Annotated in this window: 18 protein-coding genes; 9 read left to right on the plus strand and 9 right to left on the minus strand. The window is 68.0% G+C overall.

The features are described 5' to 3' along the window. The gene (locus HZ321_RS20270; RefSeq protein ID WP_342343891.1) at positions 1-726 is read left to right on the plus strand and encodes a DNA alkylation repair protein; all 726 of its coding nucleotides are present in this window, start codon (positions 1-3) and stop codon (positions 724-726) included. Then, positions 723-1,085 carry a gamma-butyrobetaine hydroxylase family protein gene (locus HZ321_RS20275; protein ID WP_181704226.1) on the plus strand — a complete coding sequence of 121 codons (363 nt, stop codon included), beginning with the start codon at positions 723-725 and terminating at the stop codon, positions 1,083-1,085. Before HZ321_RS20270 ends, HZ321_RS20275 begins: the two co-directional genes overlap by 4 nt. A gap of 9 nt (positions 1,086-1,094) precedes the next feature. On the opposite strand, the gene HZ321_RS20280 is transcribed toward HZ321_RS20275, so the two are convergent. Next, positions 1,095-2,294, minus strand: coding sequence for a TadE/TadG family type IV pilus assembly protein (locus tag HZ321_RS20280; RefSeq protein ID WP_181704227.1), 1,200 nt, complete (start codon positions 2,292-2,294; stop codon positions 1,095-1,097). Positions 2,295-2,527: 233 nt separating this feature from the next. On the opposite strand from HZ321_RS20280, the gene HZ321_RS20285 reads away from it, so the two are divergent. After that, on the plus strand, positions 2,528-4,054 hold the full coding sequence (locus HZ321_RS20285; protein WP_181704228.1) for an OmpH/Skp family outer membrane protein: 1,527 nt from the start codon (positions 2,528-2,530) through the stop codon (positions 4,052-4,054). Positions 4,055-4,152: 98 nt separating this feature from the next. Here HZ321_RS20285 and HZ321_RS20290 read toward each other — a convergent pair whose 3' ends face one another. Both HZ321_RS20290 and HZ321_RS20295 read right to left on the minus strand, forming a co-directional pair. Beyond that, the gene (locus tag HZ321_RS20290; RefSeq protein ID WP_181704229.1) at positions 4,153-4,749 is read right to left on the minus strand and encodes a L,D-transpeptidase; all 597 of its coding nucleotides are present in this window, start codon (positions 4,747-4,749) and stop codon (positions 4,153-4,155) included. 347 nt (positions 4,750-5,096) lie between these two features. Then, positions 5,097-6,719: a fumarate hydratase gene (locus HZ321_RS20295; RefSeq protein ID WP_181704230.1), complete on the minus strand. Its 1,623-nt coding sequence runs from the start codon at positions 6,717-6,719 to the stop codon at positions 5,097-5,099. 165 nt (positions 6,720-6,884) lie between these two features. Between HZ321_RS20295 and HZ321_RS20300 the strand changes: the two genes are divergently transcribed. Continuing rightward, positions 6,885-7,238, plus strand: coding sequence for a hypothetical protein (locus tag HZ321_RS20300; RefSeq protein WP_181704231.1), 354 nt, complete (start codon positions 6,885-6,887; stop codon positions 7,236-7,238). A 58-nt stretch (positions 7,239-7,296) separates the two neighbouring features. Beyond that, entirely contained in the window at positions 7,297-7,740 is a 444-nt protein-coding gene (gene copM / locus HZ321_RS20305; RefSeq protein ID WP_181704232.1) for a CopM family metallochaperone, read from the plus strand. A gap of 53 nt (positions 7,741-7,793) precedes the next feature. On the opposite strand, the gene HZ321_RS20310 is transcribed toward copM, so the two are convergent. Next, a complete protein-coding gene (locus tag HZ321_RS20310) occupies positions 7,794-8,231 on the minus strand; it encodes an Lrp/AsnC family transcriptional regulator (protein ID WP_342343892.1) in 438 nt (145 codons plus the stop codon). A gap of 126 nt (positions 8,232-8,357) precedes the next feature. On the opposite strand from HZ321_RS20310, the gene rocF reads away from it, so the two are divergent. From rocF to HZ321_RS20325, 3 genes are all read left to right on the plus strand, one after another. Further along, complete coding sequence (rocF, locus tag HZ321_RS20315) at positions 8,358-9,326, plus strand: arginase (RefSeq protein ID WP_181704233.1); 969 nt, start codon at positions 8,358-8,360, stop codon at positions 9,324-9,326. Positions 9,327-9,385: 59 nt separating this feature from the next. Next, complete coding sequence (rocD, locus tag HZ321_RS20320) at positions 9,386-10,597, plus strand: ornithine--oxo-acid transaminase (protein ID WP_181704234.1); 1,212 nt, start codon at positions 9,386-9,388, stop codon at positions 10,595-10,597. A 125-nt stretch (positions 10,598-10,722) separates the two neighbouring features. Beyond that, positions 10,723-12,618, plus strand: coding sequence for a PAS domain-containing protein (locus tag HZ321_RS20325; RefSeq protein WP_181704235.1), 1,896 nt, complete (start codon positions 10,723-10,725; stop codon positions 12,616-12,618). Here HZ321_RS20325 and HZ321_RS20330 read toward each other — a convergent pair. Together HZ321_RS20330 and HZ321_RS20335 are read right to left on the minus strand one after the other, a co-directional pair. Next, entirely contained in the window at positions 12,575-13,564 is a 990-nt protein-coding gene (locus HZ321_RS20330) for an alpha/beta fold hydrolase (protein WP_181704236.1), read from the minus strand. The two genes, HZ321_RS20325 and HZ321_RS20330, sit on opposite strands and share 44 nt — an antisense overlap. A gap of 134 nt (positions 13,565-13,698) precedes the next feature. Continuing rightward, positions 13,699-14,508, minus strand: a complete 810-nt coding sequence (locus HZ321_RS20335; RefSeq protein WP_181704251.1) for an endonuclease/exonuclease/phosphatase family protein — start codon at positions 14,506-14,508, stop codon at positions 13,699-13,701. A gap of 151 nt (positions 14,509-14,659) precedes the next feature. Here HZ321_RS20335 and HZ321_RS20340 point away from each other — a divergent pair, with 151 nt between their 5' ends. Then, positions 14,660-15,994 (plus strand): NAD(P)/FAD-dependent oxidoreductase, encoded by a 1,335-nt coding sequence (locus HZ321_RS20340; protein ID WP_181704237.1) that lies wholly within the window; start codon positions 14,660-14,662, stop codon positions 15,992-15,994. 17 nt (positions 15,995-16,011) lie between these two features. Here the strand turns inward: HZ321_RS20340 and HZ321_RS20345 are convergent, their stop codons facing one another. The 3 genes from HZ321_RS20345 to HZ321_RS20355 form a co-directional block, all read right to left on the minus strand. Next, on the minus strand, positions 16,012-16,947 hold the full coding sequence (locus tag HZ321_RS20345; RefSeq protein ID WP_181704238.1) for an alginate lyase family protein: 936 nt from the start codon (positions 16,945-16,947) through the stop codon (positions 16,012-16,014). Between the two features lie 111 nt (positions 16,948-17,058). Next, the gene (locus tag HZ321_RS20350; RefSeq protein WP_181704239.1) at positions 17,059-18,453 is read right to left on the minus strand and encodes a tetratricopeptide repeat protein; all 1,395 of its coding nucleotides are present in this window, start codon (positions 18,451-18,453) and stop codon (positions 17,059-17,061) included. An 89-nt stretch (positions 18,454-18,542) separates the two neighbouring features. Further along, positions 18,543-18,794, minus strand: coding sequence for a hypothetical protein (locus tag HZ321_RS20355; protein ID WP_181704240.1), 252 nt, complete (start codon positions 18,792-18,794; stop codon positions 18,543-18,545). Between the last annotated feature and the right edge of the window lie 193 nt (positions 18,795-18,987).

Consider the following 18,987-nt stretch of genomic DNA (forward strand, 5'->3'; position numbering starts at 1 on the left):
GTGCAGCCCGCGGCGAGTCTCGACGAGCGGCTGGCCGACTGCCGGTCGCGCATCGCCGCGGCCGGGAGCGAGGCCAACCGGGTCGGCATGGCGCGCTACGGCATTCGGACGGACAACGCCGCCGGCGCCGGTATTCCCGCACTGCGGGCCATCGCCCGCGATCACCGGCGCGATCACGCGCTCGCGCTCGCGCTGTGGGCCACCGGCGGCCATGAGGAACGGATCCTCGCCGGCATGGTGGAGGACGTCGCAGCCGCGACCCCGGCGCAACTCGATGCCTGGGTGGCGGACCTGGATTCCTGGGACGTCTGCGACCAGGTGGTGCCGCAGTTCGACCGGATCCCGGAAGCGCCGGACCTGCTGCTCCGCTGGGTCGCCGACGAGCGCGAGTTCGTCCGCCGCGCCGGCTTCGTGATGATCGCGGCCCGCGCGGTTCACGGCAAGGACATACCGGACGAGGCTTTCCTGCCCTATCTGGACCTGATCGAGGCGCATGCGGAAGACGACCGCAACTTCGTCTGCAAGGCGGTGAACTGGGCGCTGCGGCAGATCGGCAAGCGCTCGCCCGCGCTGCGTCTGCCCGCAGTCGCCTGTGCCGAACGGCTGATCGGGCGCGACAACCGAACCGCCCGCTGGATCGGCCGGGACGCCCGCCGGGAACTGACATCGCGCGCCGTCATCGAGCGGCAGGCGCGCGTACGAGCGAGAAAGGTAACGCACCGATGAGCACCACGACCGCACCCTGGCCCACCGAGGTCCGCCTCAAGGCGGACAAGAAGACGCTGACCGTCGCGTTCGACGACGGCCGGAGCTTCGACATTCCCGCCGAGCTGCTGCGCGTGCGTTCTCCGTCCGCCGAAGTGCAGGGGCACGGCGCCGGCCAGCGCCGCACCATCGGCGGCAAACGCAACGTTCAGATCCTCGGCGTCGAGCCGGTCGGCTCCTATGCCGTGCGGCTGCGGTTCGACGACATGCACGACACCGGGATCTTCCCCTGGGGCCTGCTGCGCGAGATGGGCGAGCGCCGCGACGCCTTCTTCGAGGAGTATGTCGCCGAGCTGGCGGAAAAGGGCCTCAGCCGCTGACCGCGACGATCACTGGGAGACGTAGAGCGCTTCCAGCTTGCCGAAGATCTGCAGCATCGCCGCCTCGATCTCCTCGGGCGTGTCGCCGTGGGCAAAGTAGCCGGGCGACGCGCAGGCCATCAGGTTCGGCTCGATGTCCTTGAAGACCGGCGCGACGCTGCTGTTGAAGGGCGCGCTGTCGGTGGCTTCCAGGTAGCGAGTGTAGAGGATGGCGACCGTGTGGCCTTTGTCCTTCAGCCCCTGGCAAGCCTTGGGATCCACCGGTTTGACCTCGGTGAACGGAGCGCCGTGGATCTGCGAGTGGAGGCCGTCGGTGATCAGGATGATCGAGCTGTTCTGATCCTTCTTCGACGGTCCGAAGGTGGTCTCCAGGGTCGGAAAGAGAGTATCCAGGTCCGTCTGGGTGAGGTCGGTCGGGCCGACGCCGTAGCCGAGGTCGATGTCCTTCGCCGCCTTCCGCACCAGCGCAGGCGTGCCGTTGGAGATCTCCTGGACCTTGTAGAACGACTGGTTGAAGGCATAGAGGCCGATCTTGACCTTGTCGTCGAGGCCGCCCTTCTCGATCGAGTTCACGAGGGTCTCGATGGCGTCCCTGGCCACGTCGATGCGAAGCTTGACGTTCAGCGAACGCGCGACGGTCAGCGGATTCTCCGGACCGACGCTGGCGTCCGGCGTATGGCAGGCGAATTCGCAGCCGTAGTAGCCCGCGCGCATCTTGTCCCGGTCCGCTTCGGTCGCCGCCAGCCCCATGGAATCGGAGACGTCGACCACGATGGCGACCGAGCCTTCGCTCGTGCCGAGATTCACGGCGGACAGGCCGCCCACGGTCTTCGTGGGAACCCCGATCAGGCCGCCGAAGCTCAGCGGCACGCTGCTCTCGAAAGTGACCTGGACGGCTGACGCCTTGCCCTTCTTGTCCTTCAGCAGCACCGGTTTCAGAAGCGTCACGGTGCCGAGGCCATGCGCGGAGAGATTGGCGTTGAAGGCGTGCGTGGCGGCCTCTTCGGCCTTCTTCTCGGTGCCTCCCTTGGCTGTGTAGGTCTTCGCGTAGGCGAGTGCCGCCGAATCTCCCGCACCCTGGATGACGCCCTTGGCCCGGTTCATGGCCGTGAAATCCATCGCGAACCCGGCCACACCTGCCAGGACGAACAGCGAGATCGCAAAGACGACGGCGGTACCGCCCGAACGATCCGATGAGAATGGGCGCATGCAGGTGCCTCCGGGCCAGGACGCCGGAGTATCGCAAATTCTACCCTAAATATGTATGAACTGCCAGGGGATAGACCGCTTTGGAGCCGTCTGCAACCTCCCGGTGGAAACTGCTCAATTAACTTTAATTTCTAAGGTAAACAGCCGGTATACGTTTATCTAACATTGTTACAACTTGCGAGAGATTTCTTGGAGTGGCATCGATAACAGGGTATTAACAAAGAGGTCACGCCATGACGCTCCGTAATTCTTTTATCGCTGTTTTGCTGGCATCCAGTGCAATCATGCCGTTTGGCATCACGTCGTCGCACGCCGCCGTCACCGACCGGCTCTGCGACAATGCATGGGCCCAAATCTTCCTGCCGCAGTGCCACGAGGAGGTGACAGGCTCGATTGACACGTCCGCCAAGCCCACTTCGGAGAACAAGGCGTCTGCCGGCCCGTCCGTCAAGACCGTGCCACCGGCAGACGAGGACGACAAGGTCGTGGTCGTGGTCCCCGATGAGGAAACCGCCACCCCCGGTGACGAGACCGGCGGCGACGACGAGGTGACCCCGGGCGACGAAATCGGCGGCGACGACGAGGTGACCCCGGGCGACGAGACCGACGGCGACGACGAGGTGACCCCGGGCGACGAGACCGGCGGCGACGACGAGGTGACCCCGGGCGACGAGACCGACGGCGACGACGAGGCGACCCCGGGCGAAGAGACCGGCGGCGACGACGAGGCGACCCCCGGCGACGAGACCGGCGGCGACGACGAGGCGACAGCTGAAGATCCTGATGAACCCTTCGACTTCGCAGGGTACTGGAACTCGCTGCGAGACTACGTGACGACCTATGCCCCCACGGGTATCTGGAGCATGGAAGAAGTCGCGGTCATTGTCGACGAACTATACTTCAAGGGACTCGAGGAAACGACGACCGGGCCGGACCTCGACCGCCTTTATGAGGAACGTGTGAAGCAGCGGGTCGCCGAACTCGACGCTCAGGGCAAGATCGATGCGGACGAAGCAACATGGAACTTCCCGGAAGAAGAGTTGCAGGAAAAAAAGGAACGGATTCGCGAGATCATCGAAGGAGATAGCCCTGAAAATCTTTGGAGTGAGGAAGAACTTGATCAGCTGACAGAAGAGTTGGCCTCTCTTTATGTGAAGGTTACAAGCACAGCGGAAGATTTGGACGGGCTCCTGCAGAAGCGTATCCAGGAGAAGCTGGCCAGCCTCGAGGAGCAGGAAGAGCCCGTCGCGGCTGTCGAGGAAGCTCCGGCCGTTGCAGCCTTCGCGACCGTTGCGATCGAGGATGAGATCGTGACGCCCGCCGAGGATCCGGCGGCTCCGCCCGCTGACAGCGATGCGGCTGCGGACGAGGAGGTTCCGGCCGCCGAACCGACCGCGGCAGCGGACGAAGTGCCTGCCACCGAACAGCCCGCGGAAAGCACCGAGGCCCCGGCCACCGAACAGCCCGCGGAAAGCACCGAGGCCCCGGCCGCGGAACAGCCGACCGAGAGCATCGAGGCCCCGGCCACGGAACAGCCCGCGGAAAGCACCCAGGCTCCGGCCGCCGAACAGCCCGCGGAAAGCACCGAGGCTCCGTCGGACGGCGGAAACGAGCCGGCCGCGAGCGAGACGTCGTCCGAGAGCAGCGCGTCCGAGACCGACTCCTCGTCCGCTTCCGACAGCGGCGACAGCGGCTCCTCGTCGGAGAGCGGCGGATCGGAAAGCGAGTCGTCGTCGAACGAGGGTTCGAGCGAAAGCTGATCCGCGCCACCCGCGGGCGGCCGCATCTCCCGCCCCTGCAAACGAAAAGAGCCCCGGCCACAGGCCGGGGCTCATCGTTTTGCTAATGGGTCGCCCGATCAGCGGACGACGACGACCTTGGTGCCGACGCCGACGTGCTCGTAGAGGTCGGCCACGTCGTCGTTGGTCATGCGGATGCAACCGGACGACACCGCCTGGCCGATGGTCCAGGGCTCAGCGGTCCCGTGGATGCGGTAGATGGTCGAGCCGATGTACATGGCGCGCGAGCCGAGCGGGTTATCCGGGCCGCCGGGCATGTGGTAGGGCAGGTCGGGCTGCCGCTTGCGCATCGCCGGCGGCGGCGTCCAGCCCGGCCATTCGGCCTTGCGGGTGATGTGGTGCGTGCCCGACCAGGTGAAGCCCGGACGGCCGACGCCGATGCCGTACTTGAGCGCCTTGCCGTCGCCGAGCACGTAGTAGAGACGCCGCTCGGTCGTGTTGACGACGATGGTGCCCTTGCGGTGCGGCCCGTCGTAGGAGATCAGTTCCCGCTTGACCGGGCTCTCCATGAGGCGCTTGGAGGGAGACTTCTTGATCACCTCGAACTTGCCGGTCGAGGGATCGTAGAAGCGGACGGTGCCGTCTTCCGCGAGGGCGGCGCCGGCAAAAAGGGACGCGATCAGAACACCCGAAATCAGAGAGATCGTTTTACGCATCGTTCCGAGCCAATATGTGTGGGTCGACGGCTGGCTGCCGAGCCATGCGGATCACCTCTCCGGAAAACGAGTTCCCCGTTCGGTGGCCACTGGGAGCCTGGAAGTTGCGCCGCTCGCGTTGACGATGACGACCCCGACGGGCGGGATCAAGCGTGTTCTAACAGGTCGCGGTTAATACCCGGCGAACAACACTCGCTGTTGCCGCTCTGCAACGCCCAAAGTCTTGGAAAATCTAAGAATTTCGGCTCAAAATACACTCTTTGTTAGGGTTTATCTTGATTAACCGGATTCTTGCAGGTCCGGCCCGTGCTGGCGTGGACCGCGCCACGCCCGCACGGCCGAATCGCTCAACCCAAGTTGAGCTCCTTGAAAAAGTCGTTGCCCTTGTCGTCGATGACGATGAAGGCGGGAAAATCGACGACGTCGATCTTCCAGATCGCCTCCATGCCGAGTTCGGCGAACTCGACCACCTCGACATGCTTGATGCAGTCCTGCGCAAGTCGAGCGGCGGGCCCGCCGATCGATCCGAGGTAGAAACCGCCGTAGCGCGCGCAGGCATCCCGCACCTGCTTGCCGCGGTTGCCTTTGGCCAGCATCACCATCGAGCCGCCGGCCGCCTGAAACTGCTCGACATAGGCGTCCATCCGGCCCGCCGTAGTGGGTCCGAAGGAGCCGGAGGCATAGCCCTCCGGCGTCTTGGCCGGCCCGGCGTAGTAGACCGGGTGGTTCTTGAAATAGTCGGGCAGGGGTTCGCCGCGCTCCAGCCGCTCGCGCAGCTTGCCGTGGGCGAGGTCGCGCGCGACGATCAGCGGCCCGGTGAGCGACAGGCGCGTCTTGATCGGGTGGCGCGACAGCGTCTCCAGGATCTCCTTCATCGGCCGGGTCAGGTCGATCCTGACCACATCGCCGCCGAGAGTGGATTCGTCCACGTCGGGCATGAAGCGGGCCGGGTTGTGCTCCAGCTCCTCCACATAGACGCCCGAGGCGGTGATCTTGCCCTTCGCCTGCCGGTCGGCCGAGCAGGAGACGCCGATGCCGATCGGCAGCGAGGCGCCGTGGCGGGGCAGGCGAATGACGCGCACGTCGTGGCAGAAGTACTTGCCGCCGAACTGCGCGCCGACGCCGGTCGCCTGGGTCGCCTTGAAAACTTCCTCCTCCATCGCGAGGTCGCGGAACGCGTGACCCTGCTCGGAGCCCTGCGTCGGCAGGCCGTCGAGATAGCGCGTGGAGGCGAGCTTGACCGTCTTCAGGTTCATCTCGGCCGACGTGCCGCCGATTACGATCGCCAGGTGATAGGGCGGGCAGGCGGACGTGCCGAGCGTAAGGATCTTCTCCTTAATGAAGGCCATCAGCCGGTCTGGCGTCAGCAGCGACGGGGTCCCCTGAAACAGGAATGTCTTGTTGGCCGACCCGCCGCCCTTGGCGACGAACAGGAACTTGTAGGCGTCCTCGCCCTCCGCATAGAGGTCGATCTGGGCTGGCAGATTGTTGCGCGTGTTGCGCTCCTCGAACATCGAGATCGGCGCGAGCTGGCTGTAGCGCAGGTTCCGCTTGAGGTAGGCGTCGAGCACGCCACGCGAAAGCGCCTGCTCGTCGCCGCCCTTCGTCCACACCCGGCGACCCTTCTTGCCCATGATGATCGCGGTTCCAGTGTCCTGGCACATCGGCAGGATGCCGCCGGCCGCGATGTTGGCGTTCTTCAGGAGGTCGTAGGCGACGAACTTGTCGTTGGAGGTCGCCTCCGGATCGTCGAGGATCCGGGCGAGCTGGGCGAGGTGGCCGGGACGCAGCAGGTGGTTGATGTCGATGAAGGCCGTCTCGGAGAGAAGCCGCAGCGCCTCGGGGTCTACCTTCAGGATCTCCTCGCCCTCGAAGCTGGACGTGGAAACGAAGTCGGACGTCAGCTTGCGGTAGGGGGTGTCGTCGGGGGCGAGCGGGAACAGGCCGGTGTCGACGCGGGGCTCGGACATGGGGCTCTCCGGAGGGAAGCGGGGATGCATGTGGCGTCGTTTTAGCCCCCGACGTCCCGCAGGCCAAGGGCAGGGGAGCCAGACCTTTGGCGCAGGACGGGTTGTTGCGGACTTGCCAAGGCCGGGCCGAGGCAACACTTGATAAGGGCAAGTGGAGTGGTGCCGGTGTTCGCCTGGTTGCGCGTTCTCGTCCTCTCGATCGTCCTGACGCTGGGTCTCGCCCCGGCGCCGGCCGGTGCGGCCGTGATGGCCGGGTGCGGGGAATCGCATGGGCAAGCCATGGACCACGCCGTGATGCACGACGGGCACCACGGGCAGGATACCCAGCCGCAGAGCGGAAAGACGCCGGCGCAGGCGATGCCCGACTGCTGCACCTGCTGCCTGCAGGCGACGACGCCCCTGGTTCCGACCTTTGGCCTTCACCGCCCCGTTCTGGCGGTCTTCATTCCGGTTTCACCGACGGAAATGGTCGGCATCGCACCCGAGCCCGTGCCGCCGCCCCCCAAGGTCCGCGCCTGATCATTCCGATACCGCCGCATTTCCGCGGCATGATCTTCGATCAGCAAGGACAGACATCATGAAAACCAAGGTTCTCCTCGGCGCAGTCGCGCTCGCGCTCGTGTTCGCCGCCGCTCCCGTCGTCGCCCAGATGAAGCACGGCGAGATGGACCACTCCGGCCACGACATGGGCCAGGGCGAGATGCAGGGCGGCATGCACGGCGACGGCATGGGCCAGATGAATATGGGTGCGCCCAAAGGGGACGACAGCCAGTCGTCCAAGGACTATGCGGCCGCCAACGCCAAGATGCACCAGGCCATGGATATCGTCTTCACCGGTGACAGTGACGTCGACTTCGTGAAGGGCATGATTGCCCACCACCAGGGTGCCATCGACATGGCTGAAGTCGTCCTCCAACACGGCAAGGACCCGGAGATCCGCACGCTCGCCGAGGGCATCATCAAGGCCCAGCGCGGCGAGATCGCCATGATGCAGAAGTGGCTCGCCGACAAGGGCAAGTGACGCCCTGACACTTCGGGGAGCCGCGCCGGCGATCGCGGCGCGGTTCCCCCGCCTCACTTCAGTTCGCTGAGCAGGATGCTGGTCTCCGACGCGGAGACGCCCTTCACGCCGCGGATCTCGTGCAGCACGCTGTCGAGCGTGGCGAGATCGCCGGTGTTGATCTCCACGACGAGATCCCAGCGACCGTTGGTGGAATGCACCCGGCCGACGTCCGGCATGCGTTTCAGGGCACCGACGACCGCCTTGGTGTCGGCCGACCGCACCTCCAGCGACGTGATCGCCCGAACAGCCCCGGCCTCCGCGTCGCCGCGCAGGCGGATGGTGAAGCCGCGCAGGATCCCCGACGACATCAGCTTGTCGATCCGGTTCTGAACCGTTCCGCGTGAAACGGAGAGCCGCTTCGCCAGCGTAGAGGTGGGAAGCCGCGCGTCGTCCCGCAGCATCTGGATGAGGCCGCGGTCGATGTCGTCGAGAATGGCCGGATCGATCACTCTGTCAGTCTCCTATGCCATTTCGCCAGAATACCGGGCAAATCGTAACACATCGCTCGCTTTTTGTTGGCGCGGATTTCGCGCACGCTGAGGCCTCTGATCACGGCAGGCGAGGGACCGATCTCCATGACGATTGCAAGCGGCGGCTTTCCGCGGGATGTACGCCCGGCGCGGGTCTCGATCCTCGGCATCCCGTCCGAGAAGGGCGCGGGCACGGCGGGCACGCTGATGGGCCCGGCCGCGATGCGGACCGCCGGCCTGCCGGCGCTGCTGACCGAGCTCGGCTACATCGTCGACGACCACGGCGACATGCTGCAGCCCGCGCCGGTGACGCCCGCGATGGCGGCTGATGCCGCGGCGCGCTGCCTGAACCTCCCTGAGATCACCGCCTGGACCCGCGCCATCGACGCCGAAGCCTATCGCCTCGCCCGCGACGGCGGCGTGCCGGTGTTCCTGGGCGGCGACCATTCGCTGTCGATGGGCACCATCGCCGGCGTTGCCCGGCGCTGTGCCGAGACCGGCAAGGAACTGGTCGTGCTCTGGCTCGACGCCCATGCCGACTACAACACACCCGCCACCACGCCGTCCGGCAACATGCATGGCATGTCGCTCGCCTACCTCTGCGGCGAGGCGAGCCTGGCGCCACTGGCCGCCACCGCCTTCCCGCTCCTGAAGCCGGAGAACCTCCACATCTTCGGCGTACGCTCGGTGGATCGCGACGAGCGCCGCGCGCTGCACGAGGCCGGCGTCGACGTCACCGACATGCGCCTGATCGACGAGGAGGGCGTGCCGGTCCTGCTGCGCCGGATCCTCGGCGAGCTGAAGGGGCGAAACGTCCACCTCCACGTCAGCCTGGACGCCGACTTCCTGGACCCCTCGCTCGCACCGGGGACCGGCACGACCGTGCTGGGCGGAACGACCTACCGCGAGGCGCACCTGGTCATGGAGATGATCCACGACTGCGGTCTGCTCGGCTCGCTCGACATCGTGGAACTGAACCCTTTCCTCGACGAGCGCGGCCGCACCGCCAAGCTCCTCTGCGACCTCGCCGGCAGCCTGTTCGGGCTGACCGTGCTCCACCGCCAGCCAGCGTGACGGGCCACTCGCGCGGACCAACGACAAAGAAGCCGAACCTCATGCTCAAGGACTCGCCCATGACCCTCCACACCACCGACTTCATCGACATCGAGCACCGGCTCGGCGCGCACAACTACAAACCGCTCGACGTGGTCCTGACCCGGGGCGAGCGGGTCTGGGTGTGGGACGTCGACGGCAACCGCTACCTGGACTGCCTGTCGGCCTATTCGGCGGTGAACCAGGGCCATTGCCACCCGAAGATCCTGGCCGCGATGGTGGAGCAGGCCGGCAAGCTGACGCTCACCTCGCGCGCTTTCCGCAACGACCAGCTGGCGCTGCTTTATGAAGAGCTCGCCGCGCTTACCGACAGCCACAAGGTGCTGCCGATGAACTCCGGCGCCGAGGCCGTGGAGACGGCGATCAAGGCCGTTCGCAAGTGGGGCTACGAGGTGAAGGGCGTACCGGACGGGCAGGCGGAGATCATCGTCGCCTCCGACAACTTTCATGGCCGGACGCTCGGCATCGTCTCCTTCTCCACCGATCCGGACGCCCGTGGCGGCTTCGGCCCCTTCGCGCCGGGCTTCAAGGTGGTGCCCTTCGGCGATGCCGACGCGCTGGAGGCGGCGATCGGCCCCAACACGGTCGCCTTCCTGGTGGAGCCGATCCAGGGCGAGGCCGGCGTCATGATCCCGCCCGCGGGCTACTTCAAGCGCGTCCGCGAGATCTGCACGGCCCGCCAGGTGACGCTGATCCTCGACGAGATCCAGACCGGCCTCGGCCGCACCGGCAAGCTGCTGGCGGAGGAGCACGAGGGCATCGTCGCCGACGTCACCCTGATCGGCAAGGCGCTGTCCGGCGGCTTCTATCCGGTCTCCGCGGTGCTCTCCAACACCGACGTGCTCGGGACGTTGAAGCCAGGCCAGCACGGCTCCACTTTCGGCGGCAACCCGCTCGCTTGCGCGGTCGCACGCGCGGCGCTGAAGGTGCTGACGGATGAGGACATGATCGGCAACTCCGAGCGCATGGGCGCCTACTTCAAGGCCGGGCTCGCCGACATCCGCTCCAACCTCGTCAAGGAGGTGCGCGGCCGCGGCCTGATGCTCGCCGTCGAACTGCACCCGGAGGCCGGCGGCGCCCGCCGGATCGTGGAGGACCTGCGCGCCCGCGGCGTCCTCGCCAAGGACACCCATGGCCACACCATCCGGATCGCGCCGCCGCTGGTGGTGACCCGCGACGAGGTGGACTGGGCGCTGGAGCGCTTCCGGGAGGCGCTCACCGCCGCGGCGTGACGGTCGGTCGTAGGAACACGGCCTTCCCATACCGTGGCATGAATGTGATCATGGGCGCGGGGGGCGATTGGACCCGGCCGCCGGACCAGCGTGGGACGGCCGGCCGAGACGGGGCTGGTCGCCTGATGTGGGATCGCGCGTACTCGGTGCCATTGCCGGCGGACCTCAGGGCCTTCGTCGACGGCGAGGTCGCGGCCGGCCGTTTTTCCGGACCCGAGGAGGTGATCCGGGCTGCGCTCCGGCAGTTCGCCGCGACGGCTCCGGACGGCGGCATCCGCTCCATGGGCACGGACGCGGCAGTGCTGGACGGCATCGGGGATGGCTACTTCGCCGTCGATTTCGGCTGGCGAATCACCGCCTTCAACGCGGCTGCCGAGCTCTACTTCCGCTGGCCCCGGGCCGAGGTGATCGGCCGCGTGTTGTGGAACGTCATCCCGGCCTTCGCCGGCACCGATTTCGAGCGCCGTTACCGCCGTGCCATGGACGAACGCCGTCCCGACGCTTTCGCGTCGCCTTCGGCTGTCCGCCCCGGCGTCTGGGTCGACATCCGCGCCTTCCCGATCCCGGAGGGTCTCGGCATCGCCTTCCGCGACATCACCGAGCACCGTCGCATGATGGAGGCCCTGCGCGCCAACGAGGAACGGCTCCGATTCGCCCTCGACGCCTCCGAGATGGGCGACTGGAGCTGGGACGCCGCGACGGACGTGGTGACCTTCTCCGCGGCCGGCGCCGAAATGTTCGGCCTCGACGATCTCTCGACCACCTGGACCGACCTGCAGCGGGACCACCTGGTCCAGGAGGATGCGGAGCAGGCGCGCGCCATGGTGGAGACCGCGATCGCCACGCGCGGCCGCTACGCCGCCGAATACCGCGTCCGTCTGCCGGACGGGACGATCCGCTGGATCGCCGCCAAGGGCCGCGGCACCTACGACGAGGTCGGCGCGGCGATCGGCATGCAGGGCCTGGTCCAGGACATCACGGCGGGCAAGGACGCCGAACGCCGCCTGCAGGAAAGCGAGGCGCGGCTGGAGATCGCCACCCGCACCCACCGCATCGGCATCTTCGATTGGCATATCCCAAGTGGCCGGGTGGTCTGGTCGGACGAGGAACAGCGCATCTTCGGCATGGTCCCGGGCGACTTCGAGGGGACCATCGGGGACTGGGCCCGGCGGGTTCATCCCGAGGACCGCAAGCCGTCCGAAGAGCGCCTGACAACGGCGATGGAGAACCGCGAATCCGCGATCGATTTCTCCTTCCGGATCATCCGGCCCGATGGGGTCGTGCGATGGATCGAAGGGTCCGGCCGATTCCTCTATGACGCGGAGGGGCACCCGGTGCAGCTGATCGGCGTCAACATCGACGTCACCGAGCGCGTTCGGCACATCGCCGACCTGGAACGCGCCGACCGGCACCTTCGCCTGCTGGTCAACGAGCTGAACCACCGCGTCAAGAACACGCTGGCATCCGTCCAGTCCATCGCCGCCCAGACGCTTCGGCCCGGCGTCGAAGTGGCCGAGGCGCGCGAAGCCTTCGCCGCCCGGCTTGTCGCGCTCGCCGGCGCCCACGACGTCCTCACGCGGGAGAACTGGGAGGGAGCGGATCTCCGCGACGTGGTCGCCGGAGCGATCGGGCCGTTCGAGGCCCGCAAGGGCGAACGATTCCACCTGGAAGGACCGGAAGCGCGCCTGCCGCCGAAACTCGCCGTGACGCTTGCCATGGCGCTGCACGAACTCTGCACCAATGCAGTGAAATACGGAGCGCTCTCGACCGACGCCGGCTGCGTTTCCATCACCTGGACCGTGGCTGAGGACAGAGGAGGGTCGACCCTCGCCCTGACCTGGACTGAACGGGGTGGGCCCGTCGTCACCTTGCCGACGCACCGCGGGTTCGGCACCCGACTGATCGAGAAGGGTCTCACCTTCGACGTCGGCGGCTCCGTCGACCTGAGCTTTGATCCGACGGGTGTCGTCTGCCGGATCAGGACGCAGCTTCAGCAGGAAGGCGCGTCGATCGTGGCGTGATGCTCCGCATCAGGGACGCGGCCTCCGCCACGGCATCGGCCACGCGCGTCGGATCGGCGTAGTGCACCATGTGTCCCGCCCCGGGGACGAGGTGGAGCCGCGCGCCCGGGATCGCCTTGTAGAGCCGCACCGACTGATCGTCCGTGTCGACCATGGCATCCTCGGTGCCGGCGATGATCACCACCGGCTGGGTGATGTCGGGGCAGCGATGCTGCAGCGCCGCCGCTGCTGGAATCATCGTCGACGCCTCTTCCGCCGCGGCCCGCAGGGCACCCGGCCGGAGCGCCATCGCGGCTGGCACGGCAGCACGGAAACTGTCGGGAACGGGCAGCGGAGCGAAGATCTTGGCCAGGAGGTGCGGCCACGCGAGGCGTCCGACCAGCGGCGAGATCGTGAAGCGCAGCGCGTCCCCGATCAGCGGCACCGCCGGCGCGGAGAAGGCCACCGCGTCGAGCCGTGCCGAGGGGTAGAAGTAGCCGGTGGCCAGTACGAGCGCCCCGACGCGCGAGGGATGATCCAGCGCGAGCGACGCAGCGACCAGTGCACCCCAGGAGTGCCCGAGCACGATGGGCTGCTCCAGCCCGAGCACGCCGAACGCCTCCGCGAAGATCCGGGCTTGGCCCTCGGGCGTCCAGGCACCCCAGCGCGGTCGGGTGGAATGCCCATAGCCCGGCCGGTCGAACAGGATGACCCGGTGCCGCGCCGCGAGCTTGTCGACCAGGCCGCTTGCGAGGAAATCGGGCAGCATGCTGCCATTGCCGTGGAGGAGCACCACCGGATCGCCGCGCCCGACCTCCACCACGTGGAGCTCTGTTCCGTCGATCTCCACGAATCGCCCGCGAGGTGGATGCCGCGCTTCCGCGATCCGCGACGACACGACGTTGCCCGCCGCCAGCGCGGCGCCGGCGGCAAGGCCGTAGAGGAGGGAGCGGGGAAGACCGGCCATGAATGGGCGCTTTCTGTCGGGATGCGGAACCCAAGCTGAACCGGCCCACCGCCAGGATGTTCCGCTCCGGCGCAACGGCATCGCCCGAAACTCAGACCGGGTCCGATCAGAGGGACCGCGCCTCGGGCCGCCGTTCAGCGCGCGGCGAGCAGCAGCGGCCTGTGGTCCGACACCTCGGGATCGGCGACCACCTCGAACGCCTCGACGTCCACCGCGGCGTTCACCAGCATGTAGTCGGCGAAACGCCCGGCCTTGGTGTAGTGAGAGGTGCGCGTATCCGTGTGCCCGCCGGCCGTGACGAGATCGCGGAGGCCGAGTTCACCGAGGACCCGGAAGGTCGCGCTGTCCGGCAGCACGTTGAAGTCGCCGCAGACGACAAGCCGCTCGTCCGGGCTGCCGCGCGTCCGCGCGACGAGGTCGGAGAGCGCCTCCGCCTGCCGCAACCGGGCCGGCGTGTCGTGCTTGCCGGCCGGATCCCGGAGCCCGTGAAGCTGGACCACCGTGATCGGCGCTCGCGCGGCCTCGTCGTAGAGACGGACCCCGTGCGCGTTCCGCGGCCGCGGGTGATCGCCCCAACCGTCAGCCGAGAAACGGCCGTGGATGAACCCTGCGACCTGCCCGATCACCGGCAGGCTGTCGCGCACGAAGGTGGCGAGGCCGAACTCGGAAGCGTGCGATCGCCCGTCGTCGCCGTTCAGGAACCCGCGCGAGGCCGGGTGGAAGAAGGCCTGGTGCCCGGGCAGGGTCGCGCGGATTTCCGCGAAGAGATTGGCCCGCTGCGGCAGGACGAGGTCGCCGTCGCGGTAGGCGAGCCAGCCGAAGCCGGATGCGTGCGTCCGGGTGACCTCCTGGAGGCAGAGGACGTCCGCATCGACCGCTGCGATGTAGTCCATCAAGGGCTCGTGGAGCCGCCCGCCCCACGCGTTGAGAGAAAGGATGCGCAGCGCCATTTCAAGCCTGTCCTCCGACCCGCCCCCGGGCGGCAAGGGGTAGTCGAAGACGGCGGCGCTGGAAAGGGACAGAGCCCGTCCGCATTGAACCGGCTGCCGCCGCTGGTCTAATCTCGCCGCGAGCACCCCGCGGAGGCAACAGCCCTTGTCCGTCTTCCATCCCGACGTCTACCGCACCGACCGCAAGGCGCCGAGCTGGTGGGAGGCGAGCGCATCGGTCCGGGAAGCGCCGCCGGTGACGGGCGACGTCGACACCGAGGTGGCCATCATCGGCGGCGGCTACGTCGGGCTCTCCGCCGCCCTGCACCTCGCGCGCGACCACGGCATCTCTGCGACGGTGCTGGAGGCCGGCCCGATCGGCTGGGGCGCGTCCGGGCGCAACGGCGGTTTCGTCGGTTACCCCTGGGTGAAAAAGTCGCCGGAGGACCTGATCAAGACCTATGGCGAGGCGGAGACCCGCCGGGTGTTCGACTGCATGCAGGAGGGGCCCCGGCTGGTGCGGGAACTCCTCGCCACCGAGGCCATCGACGCTGACCCGCAGGGTGATGCCATCTACGAGGTGGCGCACACGCCGAAGATCGCGCCCGAACTGAAGGAAGCCGCCGAGTTCTATCATCGGGTCCTCGGCGTGCCGGCCTTCTATCTCGACCGCTACGCCTTCGCCGAGATCGGCCATGGCGGCACGGAGCAGTTCGGCGCTTTCGGCATCCGCGATCTCTTCGGCATCCATCCGCTGAAGTTCGTCGCCGGACTGAGGGAGGCCGCCGAACGGCGGGGCGCGCGGCTGCACGGCGGCTCGCGCGTGGTCGGTTGGGAGAAGATCGGCGCGGTCCACCACCTCCGCACGGCGGGCGGAACGGTGCGCGCCCGGACCGTGCTCCTGGCCACCAACGGCTACACGCCGGACGACCTCGACCCGCGCTTCGCTAATCGCACGCTTCCGGCGCTCTCCAACATCATCGTGACGCGGCCGCTGACCGAGGACGAGCGTGCGGCGGAAGGCTGGAAAACCGACTGCCCGGTCTCCAACGCCCGCAATCTGCTCTTCTACTATCGCATGCTGCCGGACGGCCGCTTCCTGTTCGGCGGCCGCGGTGGGACCGCCGGCAGCCCGCTGGAGGACATGCGGATGAAGTCCTATCTCACCCGCCGCCTGGGCGAGGTGTTCCCGGCCTGGAAGGGCGTGGTGATCGACCACTTCTGGAACGGCCTGGTCTGCCTGACCGGCCGCCTCACCCCGGCGCTCGGCCGCCTCGACGACGATCCGAGCATACACTACGCCTTCGGCTGGCACGGCAACGGCGTCAGCGCCGCGCCGTGGGCGGGCCGGCGGATGGCCGAGATGATCGCCGGGCGGTCGACCGTCGAAGACCTCCCCGTGCCCTTCCGCGGGCTGCCGCCGAACCTGCTGCACCCCTGGATCCGGCGGATGGGGCTGAAGGCCGCCTACCTCTGGTACGGATTGAAGGAACCGCAGTAGACCGCGGTTCCGACTCTTCAATCCGTGACCGCGGAGGCTTCCGCCAGAAACCGCCGGGACGCAGCCGGAAGCGGCTCCTGCCGCACCCCGCTCGGCGTTGTCCGGCCGGCATACCAGTCGACCGTCAGCACCCGCAGCCTCCTGAGGCCGTCGACGCAGGCCCCGCCGTCGCCCGCAGCCCGCACCGGGGCGAGCACGGCTTCCAGCCGGGTCAGCGCCCGGAGCGCATAGACGTGGTACTCCAGCGCGCGCCGACCGCGGTCGAGTTCGAGTGGCAGCGCACCGTCCTCCCGCACCTGGCAGAGGCCGAGCCGCAGGCTCTCGCTCGCCCAGGCCGTGAGGCTCCTGTCGGCGGTCGCCACCCCGATCGTGCCGACCGAGACGCCGGCCCAGTAGCGGTGGTTGTTGGCGCGGCTGCGCGGTCCGGCGGAGTATTCGTAGAAGGCGATGGTGTCCTGGCCGATGGTCCGGAGCCACGCCTCGACGCCGGCCCGGTCCGCGTCCGGCAGCGGCGCGTCGGCGACGCGGCGATAGGCCTCCGCCAGGTCGGCGACCAGAACGTCCCGCGTGAGATAGGCGTCTTCGGTCGTCAGGCCGAGAAAGGAACCGGCGTCAGCCCACTCCGAGAGCCGGGTGAGCACGCAGGACGCTGCCGATAGATCGCCGCCGCCGGACGATTGCCAGCGGTTGGCGAGCACCGTCATGTCCTCCACGAAGGCGCGGACGGCCTGCAACTGCCGGGCGCGCGCCATGCTCTTGGTGGGATCGGTGACGGACCGGGTCTCATCGCCCGTGATGTACTTGGACTGGGTGGCCGGCATCATGACGGGGCCGGACACCGCGGCGCAGGCCGCCTCGGAGGAGACGAGCACGGTGGGCGCTCCGGGAGGGAGCGTGACGACGGGTGCCGCGGCCAGAAGGAACGCGACGGCACCGACTGCTGTGGAGAGCATGGAAGTTCCCGTGGATGGACGGTTCCAACTCTATCGGTCCACGGGTTAATTCGCGTTTGCGAAGATGCCGAGACTTGCGCGGATCCGCTGATTTTCAGCGTTTTCGGGTGCTCAGTTCGTCACCACATCCTGCGCTGCCGCAAGGGCCGATTTCGCCGGGCCGTAGCCCTTCGACGCCGCCTTCTTCATCAGCGCCTCGCTCTCGGCCGGATCGCTCGAGGCCACCAGCAGGCCGACGCGGAACTGCGCTTCCGGATCGCCCGCCTTGGCGGCCTTGCGGTACCAGGACAGGCTCGTTTCGGCATCGACCTCGACCGGTCCGCCGGAGCCGTAGAAGCGCGCGAGCGCCGTCATGGCCGGCACGCTGCCGTTCTCGGCGGCGTCGGCGAGGGCGGCCATCGTTGTCTCCGTCTCCGGATCCTCCGGCATCAGCGAGGCAACCGACCGCGTCAGCTGGTCGATCGCGCCGGGATCGCCGGCCCGCGCGGCGGCCAGCAGCAGCGCGACGACTTCAGCCGAGGGCTTGCCGCCGTCGGCGGTGAGGATCTTGACGGCCACCCGCGCCGCTTCCGCATCGCCGCGCTTGGCGCTCGCCATCAGCGTGGCAAGGATCGCCTTCCGGTCCTTGGCGGGCGCGATGTCGTGGAGCTTCCCGAGCGCCGACGCGGAGCCGACGCCGCCGGCCGAGCCGAGCTTGGCGTACCAGAACAGCGCACCCTTGGCGTCGCCGTCGGAGATCGCGTCGCGCACCAGCGAGCCGTAGGTGTCCCGCGTAACAGCCGCTGGCGCCATCGCCAGCCACTTGGCCGCGCGGTTGCGGTCGAGCGGCATGCGGTCTTCGCCACGGGCGAGGTCCTTGCCGAAGGAGAGGATCTTTTGCGCCTTGTCCTCGGCCGGCAGGTGTCCGAGCAACTCCAGCGCCTCCGGATCACGTCCGGCGGCGACGGCAGTCTCGATCATCTTCAGGAGCCCGCTGCGCGATCCGCGTTGGGCGGCGACGAGATACCAGAAGCTCGCGTCGGTCTCGCGGATGCCGTAGCGCGCGGCGGTACCTTGCTCCGACAGTTCCGCCATGAACATGGCGAGCGTGACGGAGGGCAGGGCGAGCGCTGCCTCCTCGTAGGCCGGCCCCATCGTGGTGAGGGTCGGCGGGATCACCTTGCGCTCGACCGCGATCTTGGCGAGGCCGGAGAAGGCGTCCTGCGATCCCGCGCGGACGGCGATCTCCAGGTAGCCGATCTCCTCCTGGACATTTCCGGCTTGCCGGGCGAGATCCACCAGCCGCGCCAGCGCGTCCTTGTTGGCGCGCGGCGAGTAGTTGCCCTCCAGCGTGGTGAGGTAGATCTGCTTGGCGCGGGCGAGATCGCCCCGCTGTTCGTAGTAGAAGGCCTGGACAAGGCTCTCCTGGCCCGGAAAACCGCTGCCGCCGGCCAAAGCAGGGCCGCCGGCGAGAGCAAGCAGCGTCGTGGCGAGGAACCGCGCGGCGGCGGTGCGACGGATGGCCATGGTGTGATCTCCGGATCGGCCCGCCGCACATCGGGGGCGGTCGGGCACTGGGAAAAAAGGTTCGGCGGGCGGAGATCGCCGGGCGTTCGTCAGCCCTGCAGAAGCAACTCCGGCCCGCGGCCGATCAGCGGGAACAGCCCGCTCGTCTTCAGCTCCACGAATTCACGGCCCGTCCAGGTCAGCTTCGGGCCGCCGCCGGTTGCGGACACGTCGACGAGGCCCATGCCGACCAGACGGTCCAGGATCTCTCGATCGACACGCATGAAGGGCGAGAGCCCGCTGGCAATATCCAGGAGGGCGTCCCATTCGGAGGCTGTCAGGCCACGTGCGCTGCTGATCATCGGGGGCTCCGCTGTCTTCGCCAGCCCGGCGGGGCAGGGCGCTTCGGTTCGGTTGACCTGTGATCGCCCACCGACCGGGACCGGTCGGTGGGCCGCTTTCATTCCGCTGACGGTCGAGCTTTGTCCCGCCCTCAGATGGTCTGGTTGTAGTCGCCGACTTCCGGGCTCTTCCGGAGCACGGCGTCGACGGCCT

It is taken from the genome of Chthonobacter albigriseus, from assembly GCF_013839445.1.
Classification (GTDB): Bacteria; Pseudomonadota; Alphaproteobacteria; order Rhizobiales; family Pleomorphomonadaceae; genus Chthonobacter; species Chthonobacter albigriseus.

Bases quoted from the DNA above. Each gene is read 5' to 3' on its own strand.
- HZ321_RS20275 (WP_181704226.1), top strand. From the start codon at position 723: ATGAGCACCACGACCGCACCCTGGCCCACCGAGGTCCGCCTCAAGGCG.
- HZ321_RS20280 (WP_181704227.1), bottom strand. From the start codon at position 2,294: ATGCGCCCATTCTCATCGGATCGTTCGGGCGGTACCGCCGTCGTCTTT.
- HZ321_RS20285 (WP_181704228.1), top strand. From the start codon at position 2,528: ATGACGCTCCGTAATTCTTTTATCGCTGTTTTGCTGGCATCCAGTGCA.
- HZ321_RS20290 (WP_181704229.1), bottom strand. From the start codon at position 4,749: ATGCGTAAAACGATCTCTCTGATTTCGGGTGTTCTGATCGCGTCCCTT.
- HZ321_RS20295 (WP_181704230.1), bottom strand. From the start codon at position 6,719: ATGTCCGAGCCCCGCGTCGACACCGGCCTGTTCCCGCTCGCCCCCGAC.
- copM (WP_181704232.1), top strand. From the start codon at position 7,297: ATGAAAACCAAGGTTCTCCTCGGCGCAGTCGCGCTCGCGCTCGTGTTC.
- rocF (WP_181704233.1), top strand. From the start codon at position 8,358: ATGACGATTGCAAGCGGCGGCTTTCCGCGGGATGTACGCCCGGCGCGG.
- rocD (WP_181704234.1), top strand. From the start codon at position 9,386: ATGACCCTCCACACCACCGACTTCATCGACATCGAGCACCGGCTCGGC.
- HZ321_RS20325 (WP_181704235.1), top strand. From the start codon at position 10,723: ATGTGGGATCGCGCGTACTCGGTGCCATTGCCGGCGGACCTCAGGGCC.
- HZ321_RS20330 (WP_181704236.1), bottom strand. From the start codon at position 13,564: ATGGCCGGTCTTCCCCGCTCCCTCCTCTACGGCCTTGCCGCCGGCGCC.
- HZ321_RS20345 (WP_181704238.1), bottom strand. From the start codon at position 16,947: ATGCTCTCCACAGCAGTCGGTGCCGTCGCGTTCCTTCTGGCCGCGGCA.
- HZ321_RS20350 (WP_181704239.1), bottom strand. From the start codon at position 18,453: ATGGCCATCCGTCGCACCGCCGCCGCGCGGTTCCTCGCCACGACGCTG.
- HZ321_RS20355 (WP_181704240.1), bottom strand. From the start codon at position 18,794: ATGATCAGCAGCGCACGTGGCCTGACAGCCTCCGAATGGGACGCCCTC.